Genomic DNA, 21,341 nt, shown 5'->3' on the forward strand with positions numbered 1-21,341 from the left:
GGCGCTTCGCTTACCTGACCTACAAAACCGTATTTCGTAGGCCGGGTAAGGCGAAGCCGCCACCCGGCAATCCAGCGCTGGGGAATTACACCGCGCGGAACGCGATTTCGCCCGGGATCACTTCGCCCTGCCAGTAAAGCTGCGCCGCAACGCGTCCCGCCAGCTGGCGATACATATCTGCAAATTCGCTGTCCGGACGGCTGACGACCGTCGGTTTTCCGCTGTCCAAATCTTCACGCAGGGTAATGTGCAGCGGCATCTGCCCAAGCAGTTGGGTGTGATACTTCGCGGCCAGTTTTTCTGCGCCACCGGTACCGAAGATAGGTTCGTGGTGACCGCAGTTGCTGCAGATGTGCATGCTCATGTTCTCAACGATACCGAGCACCGGCACTTCCACCTTCTCGAACATTACGATGCCTTTTTTGGCGTCGATCAGCGCGATATCCTGCGGCGTCGTCACCACAACGGCCCCCGTGACCGGAATGTTTTGCGCCAGCGTCAGCTGAATGTCACCGGTGCCCGGCGGCATATCCAGTACCAGATAATCCAGATCCGGCCACATCGTCTCCTGCAGCATCTGCAGCAGCGCTTTGCTGGCCATCGGGCCGCGCCAGACCATGGCGTTATCGTCAGTCACCAGATAACCGATGGAGTTGGTCGCCAGACCGTGAGCCATGATTGGCGCCATGTGGGTGCCGTCCGGCGAGGTTGGACGCTGGTTTTCCGCACCCAGCATGTTCGGAATAGACGGACCGTAGATATCCGCATCCAGAATGCCGACCTTTGCCCCTTCCGCCGCCAGCGCGAGCGCCAGGTTAACGGCGGTAGAGGATTTCCCTACCCCCCCCTTACCCGAGCTGACGGCAATGATATTTTTCACGCCGTTCACGCCAGGCTGGTTTTTCACGCGCTTCAGCGTGGCGATGCTGTGGCTCAGCTTCCAGTCAATCGCCTTCGCGCCGGTAATGCGCAGCAGCTCAGAGCTGGTCTGCTCTTTCAGTGCGTCAAAGGCGCTGGTCCAGACGAACGGCATCTGCAGTTCAATGTGCAGGGTATCGTCCAGCCAGGCAACGTGGTGTAACGCTTTCAGCGTAGTGAGATTGTGCTTCAGGGTTGGATGCTGAAAGTTAGCCAGCGTCCCGGCGACCATTGCTCGTAAGGCTTCCGGTGATTTGGCCTGGGATTGAGAACTCATCCCGACTCCTTTGTTCTTGTGAATAAGACCTTAGATGAACAAGTTTACCTGAAAGGCCGTGGTTTGTGCTTACTTAATAATGCCCCTTTTGGTAATATCGAAAACCCTTTTCACAGTTAAAAGAAGTAATGCCTACTATGACTCAAGTCGCGAAGAAAATTCTGGTAACGTGCGCACTGCCGTACGCCAACGGCTCAATCCACCTCGGCCACATGCTGGAGCATATCCAGGCTGATGTCTGGGTCCGTTACCAGCGAATGCGCGGCCACGAGGTTAATTTCATCTGTGCGGACGATGCCCACGGCACGCCTATCATGCTGAAAGCGCAGCAGCTGGGGATCTCCCCGGAGCAGATGATTGCCGAAATGAGTCAGGAGCATCAGACTGATTTTGCTGGCTTTGACATCAGCTATGACAACTATCACTCCACGCACAGCGACGAAAACCGCGAGCTGTCGGAGCTGATCTACACCCGTCTGAAAGAGAATGGTTTTATCAAAAACCGCACCATCTCTCAGCTGTACGATCCGGAAAAAGGCATGTTCCTGCCGGACCGTTTCGTCAAAGGCACCTGTCCGAAATGTAAATCCCCGGACCAGTACGGCGATAACTGCGAAGTGTGCGGCGCAACCTACAGCCCGACCGAGCTTATCGAGCCGAAATCCGTGGTTTCTGGCGCCACGCCTGTCATGCGTGACTCCGAACATTTCTTCTTCGACCTGCCGTCCTTCAGCGAAATGCTGCAGGCGTGGACCCGCAGCGGCGCGCTGCAGGAGCAGGTGGCGAACAAAATGCAGGAGTGGTTCGAATCTGGCCTGCAGCAGTGGGATATCTCCCGCGATGCGCCGTACTTCGGCTTTGAAATCCCGAACGCGCCGGGCAAATACTTCTACGTCTGGCTGGACGCGCCAATCGGCTACATGGGCTCCTTCAAGAACCTGTGCGACAAGCGTGGCGACACCGTCAGCTTCGACGAATACTGGAAGAAAGATTCCACGGCCGAGCTGTATCACTTCATCGGTAAAGACATCGTTTACTTCCACAGCCTGTTCTGGCCGGCCATGCTGGAAGGCAGCAACTTCCGCAAGCCTACCAACCTGTTCGTGCACGGTTACGTGACGGTCAACGGCGCGAAGATGTCCAAGTCCCGCGGTACGTTCATCAAAGCCAGCACCTGGCTGAACCACTTCGATGCGGACAGCCTGCGCTACTACTACACCGCGAAGCTCTCTTCCCGCATCGACGATATCGACCTGAACCTGGAAGATTTCGTGCAGCGCGTGAACGCGGACATCGTCAACAAGGTGGTGAACCTGGCCTCCCGTAACGCGGGCTTTATCGCCAAACGCTTTGACGGCGTGATGGCGGCTGAACTGGCTGACCCTGCCCTGTACAAAACCTTTACCGACGCGGCAGCTACCATTGGCGACGCGTGGGAAACTCGTGAGTTCGGTAAAGCCGTGCGCGAAATCATGGCGCTGGCCGACCTGGCAAACCGCTATGTGGACGAGCAGGCACCGTGGGTTGTCGCTAAACAGGAAGGTCGCGATGCCGATCTGCAGGCGATCTGCTCTATGGGCATCAACCTGTTCCGCGTGCTGATGACGTACCTGAAGCCGGTTCTGCCACAGCTGGCGGCCCGTGCCGAAGCGTTCCTAAACACCGAACTGACCTGGGATGCCATCCAGCAGCCGCTGCTCGGCCACAAGGTGAACACCTTTAAAGCGCTGTACAACCGCATCGAGATGAAGCAGGTTGAAGCCCTGGTGGAAGCGTCTAAAGAAGAGGTTAAAGCGGCTGCGGCACCGGTTACCGGCCCGCTGGCAGACGATCCGATTCAGGAAACCATTACCTTCGACGATTTCGCTAAAGTCGACCTGCGCGTGGCGCTGATTGAGAACGCGGAGTTCGTGGAAGGCTCTGACAAGCTGCTGCGCCTGACGCTGGATCTGGGCGGCGAGAAGCGTAACGTCTTCTCCGGCATCCGTTCTGCGTATCCGGACCCGCAGGTGCTGATTGGCCGTCAAACCGTGATGGTGGCGAACCTGGCGCCGCGCAAAATGCGCTTCGGCATCTCTGAAGGGATGGTGATGGCCGCAGGCCCTGGCGGGAAAGATATCTTCCTGTTAAGCCCTGACGAAGGCGCGAAGCCTGGCCAGCAGGTGAAATAACAAAAAAGCCGGAGATAATCTCCGGCTTTTTTTATGGTTTAGGATGATGCACCCGGTGGGTCAGCCCGCGCAGGAAATTACGCAGGAACTGGTCGCCGCACTCGCGGTAGTTTTTATGATCCGGCGCGCGCATCATGGCGGTGACTTCCGGCACGGATACGCGGAATTTTTGCTCGGTCATGATCGCCACGATATCGTCCGTTTTCAGCGAGAACGCGATACGCAGCTTTTTCAGCACCGTGTTATTGTTCACGCGACGCTCCAGCGCCAGCTCTGGCGCGGCAGGATCTTTGCCACGCTTATCGTAAATCAGGCCGTTCAGGAAACCCGACAGAATGATATCAGGGCAGCGGACAAAGCCCTCTTCGTCTTCTTTGGTCATCCACGTGTCAAAACTCGCAGACGTGGATTCCATGTCGGACAGCGCAAGAATGCGCACCATGTCGTTATTGTTCGCTTTCAGGGTGTAGCGCAGGCTACGAAGAATATCGTTACTTAGCATAGAGCCTTCGAATGTCGATGATGCAATGGCGCGCAGTGTACCAGCTTTACAGCCCAATCGCCTCTTTCAAACTCTTCAGGTAGCGGCGGCTGACGGGTACCGTTTGCCCGGCACGCAGCACCAGTTCGGCCTGGCCGTTATCTTCCAGGCGGATCTCCTTCAGGTGCGCCATGTTCACCAGATACTGGCGGTGGCAGCGGATCAGCGGCGTGCGGCTCTCGAGCGTGCGCAGGGTCAGCTCGGTAAATCCTTCGTTCCCTTCCGCGCTGGTGACAAACACCCCGCTCAGGCGGCTGCTGACGAACGCCACATCATCCATCTGCAGAAGATAGATCCGGCTGTGCCCGGTGCAGGGGATAAACTTCAGCGGCTGCTGGTTCTCCGGCAGCAGCGTGACGTCCTGTACGGTTCTTTCCTGGCGTAAACGGGTGAGCGTTTTTTCAAGGCGCTTCTCTTCGATCGGCTTGAGCAGATAGTCAAACGCGTGCTCCTCAAAGGCCTTAACGGCATATTCGTCGAACGCCGTCAGAAACACGATGTAGGGACGATGTTCCGGGTCGAGCATGCCGACCATCTCCAGGCCGCTGATGCGGGGCATCTGAATATCAAGGAACAGCACGTCCGGGCGCAGCTTGTGCACCGCGCCGATGGCCTCAATGGCGTTGGCGCACTCACCCACAATCTCAATATCCGGCTGCTCCTGCAGCAGAACGCGCAGGTTTTCCCGTGCCAGCGGCTCGTCATCCACAATCAGCACTCTTAACATGCGTTTTCCTCCAGCGGCAGTCGTACGGTAATACGGGTAAATCGGTCGGGCTCGCAGGCGACGGTAATGCCGCAGTCATCGCCAAAATGGGCGCGCAGGCGTTTATCCACCAGGCTCATCCCTAAACCGCCGGAGGCGGAAGGCTGGTAAAGCCCGGCATTATCTTCAATATCCAGCACCAGATGGTGGTTAAAACGGCTGGCGGCAATGGTTATCTCCCCTGTACCCAGGAGCTGTGACGTGCCGTGCTTAATGGCGTTTTCGACAATAGGCTGCAGGGTAAAAGCCGGGAGGTGCTGATACGCCAGCTCGTCCGGCACGGAGAGCGTCACCTGCAGGCGCGACTGGAAACGCGCCTGCTCAATCTGCAGATAGGCGTTCACGTGCTCAATCTCGTCGGCGAGGGTCACGATCTCAGACGGCCGCTTCAGATTCTTGCGGAAAAAGGTCGACAGAAACTGCACCAGCTGCGCGGCCTGATCGCTGTCGCGGCGGATCACCGCTTTGAGCGTGTTGAGGGCATTAAACAGGAAATGCGGGTTGACCTGGGCATGCAGCAGCTTAATTTCAGACTGCGTCAGCAGGGCTTTCTGCCGCTCATACTGTCCGGCGAGGATTTGTGCGGACAGCAGCTGGGCTATCCCCTCCCCCAGCGTGCGGTTGATCGAGCTGAAAAGACGGTTTTTTGCCTCATACAGCTTGATAGTCCCCATCACCCGCTGATTTTCCCCGCGCAGCGGAATCACCAGCGTGGAGCCCAGCTTGCACTGCGGATGCAGCGAACAGCGATAAGGCACTTCGTTACCGTCGGCATACACCACTTCGCCGGTTTCGATGGCGCGCAGCGTATAGGCTGAGGAGATCGGTTTACCCGGCAGATGGTGATCGTCCCCTGTGCCGGTAAAGGCCAGCAGCCGCTCGCGGTCGGTTATGGCCACCGCGCCGATATCCAGCTCCTTGTAGAGCACCTGCGCGACCTTCATGCTGTTTTCTTCGTTAAACCCCTGGCGCAGGATCCCTTCGGTCGAGGCGGCGACCTTCAGCGCCGTGGCGGAAAAAGCCGAGGTGTACTTCTCAAACATAGCGCGCTTGTCGAGCAGAATGCGCATAAACAGCGCCGCACCCACGGTGTTAGTCACCATCATCGGGGCGGCAATGCTGCTTACCAGGTGCAGCGCATCCTCAAACGGACGGGCAATCAGCAGAATGATCGCCATCTGCGCCATTTCGGCCACAAAGGTAATGGCACCGGCGGTGAGCGGGCTGAAGACTTTATCCGGGCGGCCGCGCTTAATCATATAGCTGTGCACCAGGCCGCCGAGCAGCCCTTCCACGATCGTGGAGATCATGCAGCTCAGGGCCGTCATCCCGCCCATGGAATAGCGATGCAGCCCCCCGGTTAAACCGACAAGGCCACCGACGACGGGACCGCCCAGCAGCCCGCCCATCACCGCGCCAATCGCGCGCGTATTGGCAATAGAATCTTCGATATGAAGACCAAACCAGGTCCCCATAATGCAGAATATGGAAAATACGACGTAACAGAGGAACTTGTGCGGCAGACGAACGGTGACCTGCATCAGCGGGATAAACAGGCGCGTTTTACTCATCAGCCAGGCAATGACAAGAAACACGCACATCTGCTGAAGCAACAGCAGCACCAGATTAAACTCGTACATACTCAAAACCGCACACGCTAAAAACGCGTAACATACACTGATGCGGGGTTACTTTCTTTGAAGCATTCCAAAAAAGCACAAAATCGTGTCCGTTATCACACCTTTTTCTGAATATCGTGCATGCTTCGCATTGTTTGTTCAAAAATCAATCAATCCTTCCTGGTTCGCAAAAGTGGGTCTACAGTTAAGCTGGGAACGCGTAAGCCAGGGGGCGAATATGGCGTTTTACACGATAGGTGAAGTGGCACTCCTTTGTGATATCAATCCCGTTACCCTACGGGCGTGGCAGCGACGGTATGGATTGCTCAAACCGCAAAGGACCGACGGCGGGCATCGCCTTTTTAATGAGGCCGATATTGACCGCATCCGCGAGATTAAGAGCTGGATCGACAACGGGGTGCAGGTCGGCAAAGTGAAGTCTCTGCTGAGCCACGACGACCCGGACACGCAGCACCTCTGGCGCGAACAGCAGGAAACCCTGCTGCGGCTCCTGCAGGCGGGCAATCTTCAGCGCCTGCGCGCATGGATAAAAGAGCAGGGCCGCGACTATCCGGCACAGACGCTGATCTCCCATCTTTTCATCCCGCTCCGTCGACGCCTGCAGTGCCAGCAGTCTACCCTGCAGGCGCTGCTCAGCATGCTCGACGGGGTGCTGATCAACTATATTGCCGTCTGCCTTGCCTCAGCGAAGAACAAAGCCGGAAAAGATGCGCTGGTAGTCGGCTGGAACGTGCACGATACCACCCGCCTGTGGCTGGAAGCGTGGATTGCTACCCAGAAGGGCTGGCGCGTGGATGTTCTGGCACACTCGCTGGCTCAGCTTAAGCCTGAGTTTTTCGACGGCCAGACCCTGCTGGTCTGGTGTGGCGAAGTGCCGTCCGCCACGCAGCAGCAGCTTCTGATGGAATGGCGAGAAAATGGTTACCCGGTTTATTCCCTTGGGCCGGATGAGCCATAACGGCATTTAATGGTTCATTAACAGCTGCGCTTCACCGTATAATTGTTCCGTTAACAACAGGAGCACATGATGAAGGCAACCAAACTGGCCATTATTACCCTTTTTGTCCTGATGGCCGTGAGCGGTATCGGCGGCGTAATGCTGGCAGGGTACTCGTTTATTGTTCGCGGCGGTGTCGGCTGAGGTACAGCGCCAGCCGCTCAAAAAGGCGATCGACGACGATGGCCGCCAGCGCGACCAGCACCGCACCCTGCACAATATAAGCCGTATTAAACCCGCTCAGGCCGATAATGATCGGCGTTCCCAGCGTATTGGCACCGACCGTCGACGCAATGGTCGCCGTCCCGATGTTAACGATGACCGACGTGCGGATCCCGGCAATAATAACCGGCGCCGCAAGCGGCAGTTCAACCTTGCGCAGCCGCTGGCCGCGACTCATCCCCATCCCTTCTGCCACGCTCAGCACTGCCGCCGGTACCGCCGCGAGGCCCGCCAGCGTGCCCTGCAGCACCGGCAATACGCCGTATAGAATCAGCGCAATGATGGCGGGCTGCTGACCAAAGCCCATCACCGGAACCGCTATCGCCAGCACCGCCACGGGGGGAAACGTCTGTCCAATGGCCGCAATCGCCTCCACCAGCGGGCGAAACTCCCGACCCGCAGGCCGCGTGACCGCGATGCCCGCCCCCACGCCCAGCACGATCGCGACAGCGCTTGAGAGCGCAACCAGCCAGAGATGCGCCAGGGCGAGATTAATAAAGCTCTCCTGCTGATACACCGGCCGCGGCAGCCCGGGAAAAAGGCTGTTAAACAGCGCCGCGCTGTGGGGCATCAGAAACAGCAAGGCGATAAAGAGCGCTACCAGCCAGAGGAGCGGATCACGCAGAGCCTTCACGCGTCACCTCCCCGGCCAGCAGATCGCGAAAATGTAAGGTTCCGCACGGCGCCCCCCGGTCATCCGAGACGGGCAATACCTCGCACTGTCGCGCGACAAACGCGGAGAGGGCATCCCGCAGGCTCATCTGCGCCTGTAGCGGTTCGCCGCTCACCGGCACCTCTTCCCGTCGCATATAGTCGCTGACCGTCCGCAGGGAGAGCAGCCTGACGCCCAGCTCGCTGCGGCCAAAAAACTCGCGCACAAAGTCGTTCTTCGGCCAGGTTAACAGCTCAAGCGGCGAGCCCTGCTGCACCACTTCGCCATGATCCATCAGCACCAGATGGTCGGCCAGGCGCAGGGCTTCATCAATATCGTGCGTCACGAGAACGATCGTGCGTCCGAGAATGCGGTGAATGCGGGTCATCTCCGCCTGCAGCGCCCCGCGCGTGACCGGGTCCAGCGCGCCGAAGGGTTCATCCATTAGCAGTACCTGCGGGTTGGCCGCCAGCGCGCGCGCCACGCCCACGCGCTGCTGCTGCCCGCCGGAAAGCTGGTGCGGATAGCGATCGCGCAGCGCGGGCTCTAACCCCAGCAGGGACATCAGTTCATCCACCCGGTCAGCGATTTTTGCCCGCGACCATTTTTCCAGCTGCAGCACGGTGGCGATGTTCTGCGCCACCGTCCAGTGCGGAAACAGGCCGATAGACTGAATGGCATAGCCCATCCGACGGCGCAGCTCCAGCACCGGCAGGCTGCGGATCTCTTCTCCGGCAAAGCGAATCAGCCCGCTGTCATGCTCAACCAGACGGTTGATCATCTTCAGCGTGGTGGATTTTCCCGAGCCCGAGGTGCCAATCAGCACGGAGAACGCCCCCTCGGCAAAGTTCAGGTTCAGATGGCTCGCCGCCGGGCGACCGGCAAAGGTTTTACTGACATCATGAAATTCAATCATTGGCTCTTCTCCCGAGCAGCGCGAGCCATAAGGCAAACAATGCGTCGACGACCACCGCCAGCGCAATCGTGGGCACCACGCCCAATAGCACCAGATCCAGAGCGCTGCTCAGCAGCCCCTGGAACACCAGTGCGCCAAAGCCACCCGCGCCAATCAGCGCCGCAATCACCGCCATGCCGACGGTTTGAACCGCCACCACACGCAGGCTGCGCAGCAGCAGGGGCAGCGCCAGCGGGAGCTGAATCTTCCAGAAACACTGCCGCGCGCTCATTCCCATCGCATGGGCGCTTTCCAGCACGTCAGGTGCGACCTGACCTAAGCCCGCCACCACGCCGCGCACCAGCGGAAGCAGCGCATACAGCACCAGCGCGATAAGCGCGGGCGTTAACCCCGTCCCGGCGACACCGAGCGTTCCGAGCACCGGGAATGACTTCACCAGCCCCGCCAGCGGGGCAATCAGCAGGCCAAACAGCGCAACGGATGGAATGGTCTGGATAACGTTGAGCACGGCAAAAACCCCACCCTGGCGTGAAGGATGGCGATAGCACCACATGCCAAGGGGGATCCCAACCAGAAGCGCCGGAACGAGCGTACCGAAGAGGATCGTCAGGTGCTGCGCGAGGGCATCATCAAACACCTCCTGACGGTTGGCGTACTCTTTTAACAGCGAGAGGTTGTTCAGCTCACCGCTGAACAGCAGGAACAATGGAATACACCATATCTGCGCATTGAGCATCCAGCGCCAGACCGCGCTGGCGATGAGTCGACGAATGGCATCGCTGCAGGCCAGCAGACACAGCGCCAGCCACAGCCACAGGCCGCTGCCGATAGTGGTTCTCGCCAGCGGACTTTCCGCCGATGCCATATGCGTCGCCGCCAGTCCGGCGCTCCAGAACAGCACGATGAAGAGCACTTCAGAGAGGAGCAGCGTCAGCCACTGCGCCGGGCGTCCCTGCCAGATCGACAGGATCACCCACGCGCCCAGCGACGCCGCCAGCCACCCCGGCGTAAACGACCAGACCTGCCAGAGCGCTTTGCCCTCCCCCGACATCAGGCGGTTTGGGGCAACGTTGACAAACGGTAACGCGACCGCCGCGATGGCCACGCAGGCCAGCAGCAGCAGGACGCGGTTATGACATTTTATTGGCACAGCCCTTTCCCGTTACTTCACAAGCCCTTGTTGTTTCAGGAAGTCGGCGGCCACTTTTTTGGCATCCAGCCCCTCGACGGCAATGCTGGCATTCAGCTGCTGCAGCGTTTTTTCATCAAGCTTTTCGAAAACCGGTTTGAGCCATTCGGCAATCTCCGGATAGGCTTTCAGTACCGCCTCACGCACGACCGGGGTCGGAGCGTAAATCGGCTGTACGCCTTTAGGATCGGTCAGGGTTTGCAGGCCGAGCGCCGCCACCGGGCCGTCGGTGCCGTAGGCCATTGCCGCGTTAACGCCGGAGGTTTGCTGCGCCGCCGCTTTGATGGTTACCGCCGTATCCCCGCCCGCCAGCGAGAGCAGCTGAGCCTGGTCGAGCTTGAAGTCGTAGGCTTTTTCGAACGCCGGAAGCGCGTCAGGACGCTCGATAAACTCCGCGGACGCAGCCAGCTTAAAGTCGCCCTTCTCTTTCAGGTAGCGGCTGAGATCCGCCAGAGAAGTCAGCTTCCCTTTCTCCGCCACGTCCTTGCGCACGGCGATAGTCCAGGTGTTGTTGGCCGGTGCCGGGGTCAGCCAGACCAGCTTGTTCTGTTCCGCGTCGAGTTTTTTGACTTTCTCATACCCGGCTTTGGCGTTTTTCCATGCCGGATCGTTTTCATCTTTGAAGAAGAATGCGCCGTTGCCGGTGTATTCCGGGTAGATATCCAGCTCGCCGGATGTAATCGCGCCGCGCACGACGGGCGTGGTGCCGAGCTGGACTTTATTGACCGTTTTCACGCCGTGACTTTCCAGCACCTGCAAAATAATATTGCCGAGCAGCGCGCCTTCGGTATCGATCTTTGAGCCCACTTTTACCGGCTCCGCCGCCTGTAACGGCAGGCTCAGCGCCGCCAGTAACACCGCAGATCCCAACATCCCCTTTGCAATCGTCATTCCGCTATCCTCATTTTTTTGCTGCCTTTTTCAGAGGCTTGAGAGAAAAGCGTAGCTTAAAACGGCGGAATTAACCGTCAAAATGCCTTTTTAGCATAAGGTAAGACGCCTCCCCCGCAGGGGGGGGGGAGGCAAAGGAGGGAAAGGTTACAGCAGCTCGAACTCGCCTTTATTCACGCGGGCGGAGTCCACGCCGATAAAGACGTTAAATTTGCCTGGTTCCGCATCATATTTCATCTGCTGGTTCCAGAACTTCAGCGCATCCACGTCGATCGGGAAGCTGATGGTTTTGGTTTCCCCTGGCTTGAGGTTGACCTTCTCGAAGCCGCGCAGCTGCTTCACCGGACGGCTCATCGACGCGGTAACATCCTGCACGTACATCTGAATCACCGTAGCCCCTTCGCGCTTGCCGGTGTTGGTTACCTCGACGCTGGCGGTAACGTTGCCGTCACGCTTCAGGGTCGGCGCCGACATTTTCACGTCAGAGACCTTGAAGGTGGTGTAGCTCAGGCCGTAACCAAACGGATACAGCGGGCCGTTAGCTTCGTCGAAGTAACGAGACGTGTACTTGTTCGGCTTGTCGGCATTGTACGGACGACCGGTGTTCAGGTGGCTGTAGTAAACCGGGATCTGCCCGACGGAGCGCGGGAAGGACATCGGCAGCTTGCCCGACGGGTTGTAATCACCAAACAGCACGTCGGCGATGGCGTTACCGCCTTCGGTACCGGCGAACCACGTTTCCAGAATGGCGTCAGCCTGCTGGTCTTCTTTCACCAGCGCCAGCGGGCGACCGTTCATCAGCACCAGCACCAGCGGCTTGCCGGTCGCTTTCAGAGCAGCGATCAGATCGCGCTGGCTCTGTGGAATCGTGATATCGGTACGGCTGGAGGCTTCGTGCGCCATACCCTGCGCTTCCCCCACGACCGCGACCACGACGTCAGACTGCTTCGCGGCGTTCACCGCCTCGTCAATCATCTCCTTCGGCGTGCGCGGATCGACCTTCACCGCTTCCTCGTACTGGTTGAGGAAGGTCACGATATCTTTATCGTTGGTGACGTTCGCCCCTTTGGCGTAAACCACTTTGGCGTTTTCACCGACGGCACTCTTGATACCGGTCAGCACGGTCACGGACTGGTCAGCCACGCCCGCGGCAGACCAGCTGCCCATCACGTCGCGCTTGCTGTCGGCCAGCGGGCCCACCACGGCAATGGTGCCGGATTTTTTCAGCGGCAGCGTGTCGAGGCGGTTCTTCAGCAGCACCAGGCTTTCGCGCGCGACATCACGCGCCTCTTTGCGGTGCAGGCGGCTTTCAGCGTTGGTATCTGCCGGGTCAGAGTCTTTCGGGCCCAGATGGCTGTAGGGATCGTTAAACAGCCCCATGTCGTATTTCACGTTCAGCACGTGGCGCGTGGCATCGTCCAGCTCCGCCATCGTCACCTTCCCGCTCTTCACCAGCCCCGGCAGGTATTTGCTGTAGTACTCGTCGCTCATGCTCATGTTGATGCCGGACTTGAGCGCGACGCGCACCGCGTCTTCCGGATCGGAGGCGGTGCCGTGTTTGATCAGCTCTTTAATCGCGCCGTGGTCGGATACGGTGATGCCCTTAAAGCCCCACTGGTCGCGCAGCACGTCTTTCAGCAGCCAGGAATCGGACGTCGCAGGCGTGCCGTTCAGCGAGTTCAACGCTACCATCACCGCGCCGCTGCCCGCATCAAGCCCTGCCTTGTACGGCGGCATGTAGTCGTTGAACAGGCGCTGCGGGCTCATGTCGACGGTGTTGTACTCTTTCCCGCCTTCAACCGCGCCATAGGCCGCAAAGTGTTTGACACTGGTCATCACCGAGTAGCGGTCCGCCGGGCTTTTACCCTGCATCGCTTCCACCATGGTTTTACCCATCGTGGAGGTTAAGTACGTATCTTCACCAAAGCCTTCCGAGCCGCGGCCCCAGCGCGGATCGCGCGAGACGTCCACCATGGGCGCCCAGGTCATGTTCAGGCCGTCGTCCGCCGCTTCATACGCCGACACGCGCCCGACGGTTTTCACCGCGTCGAGGTTAAAGGAAGACGCTAAGCCGAGGCTAATCGGGAAGACGGTACGCTGGCCGTGCACAACGTCATAGGCGAAGAACAGCGGAATCTTCAGGCGGCTGAGATCCATCACCTGATCCTGCATCTTGCGGATATCCTGGCGGGTGACGGTATTAAAGATGGCCCCTACCTGCCCGTCTTTGATCATCTCGCGGATGGCCTCTTTCGGGTTATCCGGGCCGACGCTGATCAGACGCAGCTGGCCGATTTTCTCATCGACCGTCATTTTCTTGAGCAATTCCGTGACAAACGCATCCCGCGCTTCAGGCGTGAGCGGGTGATTGCCAAACAAATCCTCTGCCAGCGCAGGTTGCAGCGCCAGGCTGACGGCGACACCTACAGAACATAGCCATTTCATGTCGTTTTACTCTCTCATCAATAACCGCCGGACGATCTCGGCCATACCGTGCGAAAAGCGCAGTGTGCCACAAACCCTCTGAACGTTGCAGGGTTATTCTCTGATTTTTCTCGTGAATACTCGACCGCTTAACAGTTAATCGCGCTATGCTTTACAGCGAGAAATTTGCCCCACCACAAGGAGTGGAAGATGTCTTCTGTTCGAACTGACGATAACAAAGCATTTATTAACGAACTGTCGCGCCTGGTTGGCTCCTCTCACCTGCTTACCGACCCGGCTAAAACCGCCCGCTACCGCAAGGGCTTCCGCTCCGGTCAGGGCGAGGCGCTGGCGGTGGTTTTCCCCGGCACGCTGCTGGAACTGTGGCGCGTGCTGAGCGCCTGCGTCGCGACCGACAAGATTATTTTAATGCAGGCGGCCAACACCGGCCTGACCGAAGGTTCCACGCCGAACGGCAACGATTACGATCGTGACATCGTGATTATCAGTACCCTGCGTCTCGACAAGCTCCACCTGCTGGATAAGGGCGAGCAGGTGCTCGCGTTCCCCGGCACCACGCTTTACTCCCTCGAAAAAGCGCTTAAGCCGCTGGGCCGCGAACCGCACTCGGTGATTGGCTCCTCCTGCATTGGCGCCTCGGTGGTCGGCGGGATCTGCAATAACTCCGGCGGCTCGCTGGTGCAGCGCGGCCCGGCGTATACCGAGATGTCGCTGTTTGCCCGTATTGACGAAAACGGCAAGCTGACGCTGGTGAACCATCTGGGAATCGATCTCGGCGTGACGCCAGAACAGATCCTCAGCAAGCTTGACGACGATCGCGTGAAGGACGAAGACGTGCAGCACGACGGTCGTCATGCGCACGATCACGACTACGTGACCCGCGTACGGGATATCGACGCCGATACGCCGGCGCGCTACAACGCCGACCCGGACCGCCTGTTTGAATCCTCCGGGTGCGCCGGGAAGCTTGCCGTTTTTGCTGTGCGTCTGGATACCTTCCCGGCAGAGAAAAAGCAGCAGGTATTTTACATCGGTACCAATCAGCCTGAGGTTCTGACGGAAATCCGCCGTCATATTCTGGGCGAATTCAGCAATCTTCCGGTGGCGGGCGAGTACATGCACCGGGACATTTACGACATCGCCGAACGTTACGGCAAAGATACCTTCCTGATGATCGACAAGCTCGGCACCGACAAAATGCCGTTCTTCTTCACCATGAAGGGCCGCACCGATGCGATGCTGGAGAAAGTGTCGCTGTTTAAACCCCACTTCACCGACCGCTTTATGCAGAAGCTGGGCAACGTTTTCCCGGCGCATTTACCGGAGAGAATGAAAACCTGGCGCGACAAGTATGAACATCACCTGCTGCTGAAAATGGCCGGGGACGGGATTGCCGAAGCGCAGTCCTGGCTGACCGAATACTTCAAAACCGCCGAAGGGGATTTCTTTGCCTGTACGCCTGAAGAGGGCAGCAAAGCCTTCCTGCACCGTTTTGCCGCCGCAGGCGCAGCCATCCGTTACCAGGCGGTGCATTCCGAAGAAGTGGAAGATATTCTGGCGCTGGATATCGCCCTGCGACGTAACGACACCGACTGGTTCGAGCATCTCCCGCCGGAAATCGACAGCAAGCTGGTGCACAAGCTCTATTACGGCCACTTTATGTGTTATGTCTTCCATCAGGATTACATTGTCAAAAAAGGGGTCGACGCACACGAACTGAAGGAGCAGATGCTCGCCCTTCTGCGTGAACGCGGCGCACAATATCCTGCGGAACATAACGTCGGACATCTTTATGAAGCCCCTGACGCACTTAAGCAGTTTTATCGCGAGAATGACCCTACAAACAGCATGAATCCCGGCATTGGTAAAACAACGCGGAAGAAATACTGGAAAGAGAGCGCAGACGCGGAGCAGCGCATAACGCAAACGTCTGATTAATTCCTACAGCCAAATTTGAGAGATTGTTAAGCGCTCCTTAATCGTAATAGAGTAACTGCTTATCGCCGGAGAAACGTTTCTCCGGCTTTCTATAACGAGGAGCAGGCACATCATGTCGGCTGTTGATGTTTTATCCGAGACCGAACTGGAAGTGCGCGACGCCCTTCCCGATGATGTGCATGCTATTGCCGCGATCTATGCCTGGCATGTGCTTCACGGGCGCGCGTCGTTTGAAGAAGTCCCCCCCACCATCGACGAAATGCGCCATCGTATGAAAAGCGTGGCTGAGCACGGTTTACCGTGGCTTATCGCGCTGTATCGCGGCATCGTGGTGGGCTACTGCTACGCCACGCCTTACCGTCCACGGCACGCCTACCGTTATACCCTGGAAGAGTCGATATACGTTGATGCCAGCATTACCGGGCGCGGTTTTGGCTCGGCACTGATGGATGCGTTGATTGAACGCTGCGAGCAAGGGCCGTGGCGGCAGATGATTGCCGTGGTGGGAGATGGCAATAATAATGCCGGCTCGTTGCGGCTGCATAAAAAGCACGGCTTCGAGATTGTCGGTCAGCTGCGCAGCGTGGGGTATAAGAAAGGCGACTGGCGGGATACGGTGATTATGCAGCGCCCGCTCAACGATGGTGACTGGACGCTGCCGGAATAAACGCAGTGCGGTCTGGTGCCCTCACCCCGGCCCTCTCCCACAGGGAGAGGGAGAAAACATAAAAAACGGTAACATGCGTTACCGTTTTGCTTTTACCTAATCGTTCTGCGCCGTCGCCATCTGCTCGGCTTTCTGCTTTTTATACGTCAATGCCGCGGCCGGTACAGGCTGCACTTTTCCGGTTTCAATCCAGGTGCGCAGGCGGCTCGCGTCCGCGAAGTGGGTATATTTGCCGAAGGCATCCATCACCACCAGCGCCACCGGCTTACCGTTAAACACGGTGCGCATCACCAGACAGTGCCCTGCCGCGTTGGTAAAGCCGGTTTTCGTTAGCTGAATATTCCAGTTATCGCGGTAAACCAGATGGTTAGTGTTGCGGAACGGCAGCGTATAGGCCGGGTTCGCAAAGGTCGCCATCTCTTCACGGGTGGTACTGAGCTGACCAATCAGCGGATACTGTTTGCTGGCAATCAGCAGTTTCGTCAGATCGCGCGCCGTGGAGACGTTGTTGATCGACAGCCCCGTCGGTTCAACGTAGTGCGTATTGTTCATCCCCAGCGCTTTGGCTTTCGCGTTCATCGCGCGGATAAAAGCGTCGTAGCCGCCCGGATAGTGGTGCGCCAGGCTCGCCGCCGCGCGGTTTTCAGACGACATTAGCGCCAGCAGCAGCATATTTTTACGGCTGATTTCACTATTCAGCCGCACGCGAGAGTAGATCCCTTTCATCTCCGGCGTGTGGCTGATATCTACTTTTAGCTTTTCGTCCAGCGGCAGATGTGCATCAAGCACCACCATCGCGGTCATTAATTTGGTAATTGAGGCGATCGGGCGCACCAGGTCCGGATGGCTGGCATAGATCACCTTATTGGTGTTGAGATCGACAATCATCGCGCTGCCGGACGCAATTTGCGGTTGAGCAGCGGCGGCGCTCACCGCGGGCGTTTTGGCGACGGCCGGCACGGCAGCGGACGCGCCCAGCAGCAGCGCCAGGCTAAGTAAAGAGACTCGGAATTTCTGCATGGTGAGACTTCTGATAATTATTCACGCACGTCATGACGTACACCGCCTGTATCAACGGATAAACACAGGCTGGCTTCGGCATCATAGCGGTCACCGGGCGTTGTCGCCAGCGGATAATCGTGAACAGATGCTGCATTGCTGGCATTTACGCCAGCAATGCAGTGAACTCAGAAGAGACGGTATCCGTAACCCCAAAGAATAACCGTCAGCGCCAGTAGCGCCTCCAGCACCAGCACCCCAATGGCGAGTGTTGAACTGGAAAAACTCAGGCCTTCTTCTTTATTGATATTCAGGAAGGTTGGAACCCCAAGATACAGCAGATACCCGGTGTAAAAGAGGGCAATGGTACCGATCAGCGCGCACAGCCAGACCAGTGGATAGAGCGCAACAATACCGCTTAAGAACAGCGGGGTCGCGACATACCCGGCAAAGACCATACAGTGCGCCAGCGATGGACGCTGCGGATAGTTACGCGCCATCCAGTGTATGACGCGCCCCATAACCGCCACACCCGCCAGCATCAGGCCATAAAAAACGATGGCCAGATAAAGCCCGGTAAACCAGGAAAGCTGAACTACGGTGCCGTCACCGAAGTTCCAGCCGATTTGTGTTGTTCCGATAAAGGCGCATATTACCGGCACCGCAGCCATCAGCAGCACATGGTGCGTGTAATGATGCGAGACCGTTTCGTTCTCACTTTTAATGACATGCATTTCACGATCGGGATGGGAGAAAAGTCCCCAGACATGGTTCATAGCGCCCCCTTGTTGTCGGCCCGTCAGCGATACCTTAAGTATAATGCAGGCTTTAGATTATTTTATGTACAGTGGGAAATTTCCGTTGATTTCCCCGCTGTTGATTCATGGGGTATATGATTAAACGAGGTACGCTGAGGGAGATAACATTTACGTAATGGATATTAACGCACTCATTGAACAATATGGATATGCCGCGCTGGTCATCGGCAGCGTAGCAGAAGGTGAAACCATCACGCTGTTAGGGGGCGTCGCCGCACATCAGGGATTACTGAAGTTCCCGCTGGTCGTTGCCGCGGTCGCGCTGGGTGGAATGATTGGCGATCAGCTGCTCTACTTTCTGGGGCTGCGCTTTGGGCCAACGCTGCTTAAACGCTTCGCAAAGCATCAAAAGAAAATCCGCCGCGCTCAGCGGCTGATTCAACGTCATCCCTATCTGTTCGTCATTGGCACGCGCTTTATGTATGGCTTTCGCATTATCGGGCCGATACTGATTGGTGCCAGTCATCTGCCGCCAAAAATTTTTCTGCCACTCAATATTGTGGGCGCGGTTGCCTGGGCGCTGATCTTTACGACGCTCGGTTACGCAGGGGGCGAAGTGATTGCGCCATGGCTGCATAATCTCGACCAGCACCTGAAGCACTGGGCGTGGTTGATTCTGGTGGTTGTGGCGGTGGTTGGGGTTCGACTGTGGCTGAAGCACCGGGAAAAGACGCGGGATGAGGAGTGAGTGCGGTCTCCTCCCCTCACCCCAGCCCTCTCCCTCAAGGGAGAGGGAGAGGGAGAGGGAGAGGGAGAAAGGTTACTACCCCTCCGGCTTAAACTGCGGGTTCGCCAGCATAAAGCCCCCGTCGACGATAAACGATTGCCCTGTGGTATAGCTGGCGTCGCTGTCGCAAAGCCACGCCACCAAGCTGGCAATCTCTTTGGTGTGGCCCGGTCTTGCCAGCGGGATTTCCGGCATTGAGTCTGCCTTCACTTCGCTGTCGTCCATGTCATTCATCGGCGTGGCAATGGCACCCGGCGCGACGGCATTCACCAGAATATTGTGCTTAACCAGTTCCATCGCCATGGATTTGGTTAACCCGCCGAGCGCGTGTTTTGCCGCCGTGTAGGCGCTCGCCTCCGGCAGCGGCGTGTGCTCATGCACCGAGGTAATGTTCACAATCCGCCCCCCTTCCCCCTGCTTCACCATCTGCCGGGCGGCAATTTGTGAACAGAGAAACGCGCCGTCCACGTCGACGGTGAAAATATTCCGCCAGTCGTCAAACGGCATTTCAAGGAACGGCGCTTTGGTCATCGCACCCGCATTATTGACCAGCACGTCCAGCCGGCCAAAACGCGCAATCAGCGTTTCAATAGCCTCTGCGCCTTGCGGCAGTGTGCTTAAGTCAAGATGGATAGCCTCTGCGCGCTGCCCCTGCGCTTCAACTTCGCGGCAGGTTTCCAGCGCCCCTTTTTCATCCGAATGCCAGGTGACGCCAATATCAAACCCGCGCTCTGCAAGCATCAGCGCCGTGGTTTTACCGATCCCGGAATCCGATGCGGTCACAATAGCTACTCTGGTCATACTCACCTCCTGAAAAACTGCAAAGAGGTAAGTATAGATAATGACCTTTTTTAGCCATGATGATAGCCACCGCCCAGCGCCGAGGTCAGCTGCAGCGTGGCGTCGACATACTGCCCCTTTAACAGTAATCCTTCGAGGTGTTCTTTGAGGGCCGGTATTCTGGCTTCACTAACCCGAGAGCCCGCAACGATCCCCGCGCTGAAACGCGCCTGGGCAAGTGCCACAACACGTGCCGCATCTTTTTCAACCTGCTGCTGGTGGCTGTTCTTCGCCGTCAGCGTTTCGACTTCACTGGCCGTACGTGCCACCTGATTGACGGCTTCGACCACCGCTTTGTTGTAGTTCGCCACCGAGAGATTATTCTGCGCCTGAGCGATATCCAGGCTGGCGTTCAGCCTGCCGCTGTCGAAAATCGGCAGCGTCAGCCCGGCGGTCATGCCCATCTGCTGCGCGGAAGAGCGGAACAGATCGCTCAGGTGCAGGGCATCCTGCTGCAAGAATGCCATCAGGTTCACGTCAGGGTAGAAAGCCGCTCGGGCAGCCTCCACTTCGCTCATAGAGGCTTCGATATACCAGTGCGCCTCCTGAAGATCCGGACGACGTGCCAGCAGTTCATAGCCGAGCGTCGACGGTAACGAGGCTTCCACCGTCGGCAAGGCGTGCCGCGTCAGCGTCACGGAAGAGGCGTTCGTCAGCGCGACCAGGCGCGCCTCAACGGCTTTCATCTTCCCGTTGACTTCTGCCAGCTGCGCTTCGGTTTTGTTGGCGTTGATATCCGTTTCAACGCCCTCCACGGAGGAGGTGATGCCGTGTTGATACAGCTCGCGATCGGCCCCGATAATATTGTCCTGCTCATGTTTGATCTGGGCGAGAACCTCCCCCACGGCGGCCTGCGTTTGCCACTCCCAGTAGAGCCGCGCCACGCTGCTGGCCAGCAGCTGACGCGTCTGCTCCAGTTCCGCTTTTTGCGCATTCACTTTGCCAATCCGGGCCTCGACCCGGGCGCGATTTTTTCCCCAAAGATCGAGATCCCAGCCTGCGGTCAGGCCAAAGGTGCCGTTGGTATACCACGGCCCGGTGGTGCCTGCAGCCGGGTCGGTAAAGGCAAACGGTCCCATCAGCCCTTCGGAGGACATTTTCTGACGTTCCGCATCGGCGGAAAAATTAATCTGCGGACCGTCGGCTGCCATTACGGCTTTGGCCTGGGCTTCGGCAAGCGTAATGCGCTGACGGGCAATCTGCATATCCGGCGCATCGCTTAATGCTTTCGCAATAAGGCCGTTAAGTTCGGGATTGTTATACTCTTTCCACCACTCATTTTTCGGCCAGTCGGTATGACGAAGCTGCGCATTCACCGACGCCGCAGCGGTTTGCGTTTTAATGGGAGATACCGTGGCATGTTCAGGCGCACAGGCTGCCAGAATAAAAACGAAGGGAGCACTCAGAGAAAAAATAAGAGAACGTTTCATGACGCCATAAACTCAAAAAATAAAGGCGCACGTTACGCTCAGTGTCGTTCATTTTTTTAGTAACGCGTGGCAATCCGCAAATTGTCATACATCTTAATACACGGAAATTTATTCCTAAAAATAATGATTAAATTTAATACATTCATGCCAACCATAAATACGCTGCTACACTTATTCAGGACATACATGAGCGGGAGAAGGGAATGAAAATATTACTGTGGGTTATTTTGATTATATTTCTGATAGGTCTCTTAGTGGTTACCGGTGTATTCAAGATGATTTTCTGATTCCTTTGCC

General features: G+C 57.5%; 20 protein-coding genes. 7 read left to right on the plus strand and 13 right to left on the minus strand.

All coding sequences use genetic code 11. The features are described from left to right. Positions 1-85: 85 nt before the first annotated feature. Entirely contained in the window at positions 86-1,195 is a 1,110-nt protein-coding gene (gene apbC / locus FOY93_RS14885; protein ID WP_127731658.1) for an iron-sulfur cluster carrier protein ApbC, read from the minus strand. 137 nt (positions 1,196-1,332) lie between these two features. Between apbC and metG the strand changes: the two genes are divergently transcribed. Continuing rightward, complete coding sequence (gene metG, locus FOY93_RS14890; protein WP_047652495.1) at positions 1,333-3,366, plus strand: methionine--tRNA ligase; 2,034 nt, start codon at positions 1,333-1,335, stop codon at positions 3,364-3,366. A 31-nt stretch (positions 3,367-3,397) separates the two neighbouring features. Here metG and FOY93_RS14895 read toward each other — a convergent pair whose 3' ends face one another. Genes FOY93_RS14895 through FOY93_RS14905 form a run of 3 tightly spaced genes read right to left on the minus strand, consistent with a single transcriptional unit; the run spans position 3,398 to position 6,313 of the window. Then, on the minus strand, positions 3,398-3,868 hold the full coding sequence (locus tag FOY93_RS14895) for a YehS family protein (RefSeq protein ID WP_115875826.1): 471 nt from the start codon (positions 3,866-3,868) through the stop codon (positions 3,398-3,400). A 46-nt stretch (positions 3,869-3,914) separates the two neighbouring features. Then, the gene (gene btsR, locus FOY93_RS14900) at positions 3,915-4,634 is read right to left on the minus strand and encodes a two-component system response regulator BtsR (protein WP_024908144.1); all 720 of its coding nucleotides are present in this window, start codon (positions 4,632-4,634) and stop codon (positions 3,915-3,917) included. Next, positions 4,628-6,313 carry a sensor histidine kinase gene (locus tag FOY93_RS14905; protein ID WP_032642882.1) on the minus strand — a complete coding sequence of 562 codons (1,686 nt, stop codon included), beginning with the start codon at positions 6,311-6,313 and terminating at the stop codon, positions 4,628-4,630. The genes btsR and FOY93_RS14905 overlap by 7 nt, the downstream gene beginning before the upstream one ends. Before the next feature lie 217 nt (positions 6,314-6,530). Between FOY93_RS14905 and mlrA the strand changes: the two genes are divergently transcribed. Beyond that, on the plus strand, positions 6,531-7,271 hold the full coding sequence (gene mlrA / locus FOY93_RS14910; protein WP_115875827.1) for an HTH-type transcriptional regulator MlrA: 741 nt from the start codon (positions 6,531-6,533) through the stop codon (positions 7,269-7,271). A 69-nt stretch (positions 7,272-7,340) separates the two neighbouring features. Next, positions 7,341-7,454 carry a protein YohO gene (locus tag FOY93_RS14915; protein ID WP_008500895.1) on the plus strand — a complete coding sequence of 38 codons (114 nt, stop codon included), beginning with the start codon at positions 7,341-7,343 and terminating at the stop codon, positions 7,452-7,454. Here the strand turns inward: FOY93_RS14915 and FOY93_RS14920 are convergent. The 5 genes from FOY93_RS14920 to bglX form a co-directional block, all read right to left on the minus strand. Beyond that, positions 7,429-8,166, minus strand: a complete 738-nt coding sequence (locus tag FOY93_RS14920; RefSeq protein ID WP_136195420.1) for an ABC transporter permease — start codon at positions 8,164-8,166, stop codon at positions 7,429-7,431. The genes FOY93_RS14915 and FOY93_RS14920 overlap by 26 nt on opposite strands. Next, positions 8,150-9,100: an ABC transporter ATP-binding protein gene (locus tag FOY93_RS14925; RefSeq protein WP_136195421.1), complete on the minus strand. Its 951-nt coding sequence runs from the start codon at positions 9,098-9,100 to the stop codon at positions 8,150-8,152. Before FOY93_RS14925 ends, FOY93_RS14920 begins: the two co-directional genes overlap by 17 nt. After that, complete coding sequence (locus tag FOY93_RS14930; RefSeq protein WP_143345318.1) at positions 9,093-10,250, minus strand: ABC transporter permease; 1,158 nt, start codon at positions 10,248-10,250, stop codon at positions 9,093-9,095. The genes FOY93_RS14925 and FOY93_RS14930 overlap by 8 nt, the downstream gene beginning before the upstream one ends. 12 nt (positions 10,251-10,262) lie before the next feature. Next, on the minus strand, positions 10,263-11,180 hold the full coding sequence (osmF, locus tag FOY93_RS14935) for a glycine betaine ABC transporter substrate-binding protein OsmF (protein ID WP_115875831.1): 918 nt from the start codon (positions 11,178-11,180) through the stop codon (positions 10,263-10,265). A 147-nt stretch (positions 11,181-11,327) separates the two neighbouring features. Further along, positions 11,328-13,625 (minus strand): beta-glucosidase BglX, encoded by a 2,298-nt coding sequence (gene bglX / locus FOY93_RS14940; RefSeq protein WP_021241491.1) that lies wholly within the window; start codon positions 13,623-13,625, stop codon positions 11,328-11,330. Positions 13,626-13,814: 189 nt separating this feature from the next. On the opposite strand from bglX, the gene dld reads away from it, so the two are divergent. Beyond that, positions 13,815-15,563, plus strand: a complete 1,749-nt coding sequence (gene dld / locus FOY93_RS14945; protein ID WP_143345319.1) for a D-lactate dehydrogenase — start codon at positions 13,815-13,817, stop codon at positions 15,561-15,563. Between the two features lie 112 nt (positions 15,564-15,675). Next, complete coding sequence (locus FOY93_RS14950; RefSeq protein WP_115875833.1) at positions 15,676-16,230, plus strand: GNAT family N-acetyltransferase; 555 nt, start codon at positions 15,676-15,678, stop codon at positions 16,228-16,230. 96 nt (positions 16,231-16,326) lie between these two features. Here FOY93_RS14950 and pbpG read toward each other — a convergent pair whose 3' ends face one another. After that, a complete protein-coding gene (gene pbpG, locus FOY93_RS14955) occupies positions 16,327-17,250 on the minus strand; it encodes a D-alanyl-D-alanine endopeptidase (protein WP_111965977.1) in 924 nt (307 codons plus the stop codon). A gap of 167 nt (positions 17,251-17,417) precedes the next feature. Then, positions 17,418-18,005 carry a Yip1 family protein gene (locus tag FOY93_RS14960; RefSeq protein ID WP_023312454.1) on the minus strand — a complete coding sequence of 196 codons (588 nt, stop codon included), beginning with the start codon at positions 18,003-18,005 and terminating at the stop codon, positions 17,418-17,420. 157 nt (positions 18,006-18,162) lie between these two features. Here FOY93_RS14960 and FOY93_RS14965 point away from each other — a divergent pair, with 157 nt between their 5' ends. After that, the gene (locus FOY93_RS14965) at positions 18,163-18,735 is read left to right on the plus strand and encodes a DedA family protein (protein ID WP_111965976.1); all 573 of its coding nucleotides are present in this window, start codon (positions 18,163-18,165) and stop codon (positions 18,733-18,735) included. Between the two features lie 75 nt (positions 18,736-18,810). Here the strand turns inward: FOY93_RS14965 and FOY93_RS14970 are convergent, their stop codons facing one another. Beyond that, positions 18,811-19,575, minus strand: coding sequence for an SDR family oxidoreductase (locus tag FOY93_RS14970; protein ID WP_143345320.1), 765 nt, complete (start codon positions 19,573-19,575; stop codon positions 18,811-18,813). A gap of 50 nt (positions 19,576-19,625) precedes the next feature. Beyond that, on the minus strand, positions 19,626-21,044 hold the full coding sequence (gene mdtQ, locus FOY93_RS14975) for a multidrug resistance outer membrane protein MdtQ (protein ID WP_143345321.1): 1,419 nt from the start codon (positions 21,042-21,044) through the stop codon (positions 19,626-19,628). 203 nt (positions 21,045-21,247) lie between these two features. Between mdtQ and yohP the strand changes: the two genes are divergently transcribed. Continuing rightward, complete coding sequence (yohP, locus tag FOY93_RS24080) at positions 21,248-21,331, plus strand: small membrane protein YohP (RefSeq protein WP_015572324.1); 84 nt, start codon at positions 21,248-21,250, stop codon at positions 21,329-21,331. The last annotated feature ends 10 nt before the right edge of the window (positions 21,332-21,341 follow it).

Source organism: Enterobacter sp. 18A13, assembly GCF_007035975.1.
GTDB classification, from domain to species: Bacteria; Pseudomonadota; Gammaproteobacteria; order Enterobacterales; family Enterobacteriaceae; genus Enterobacter; species Enterobacter vonholyi.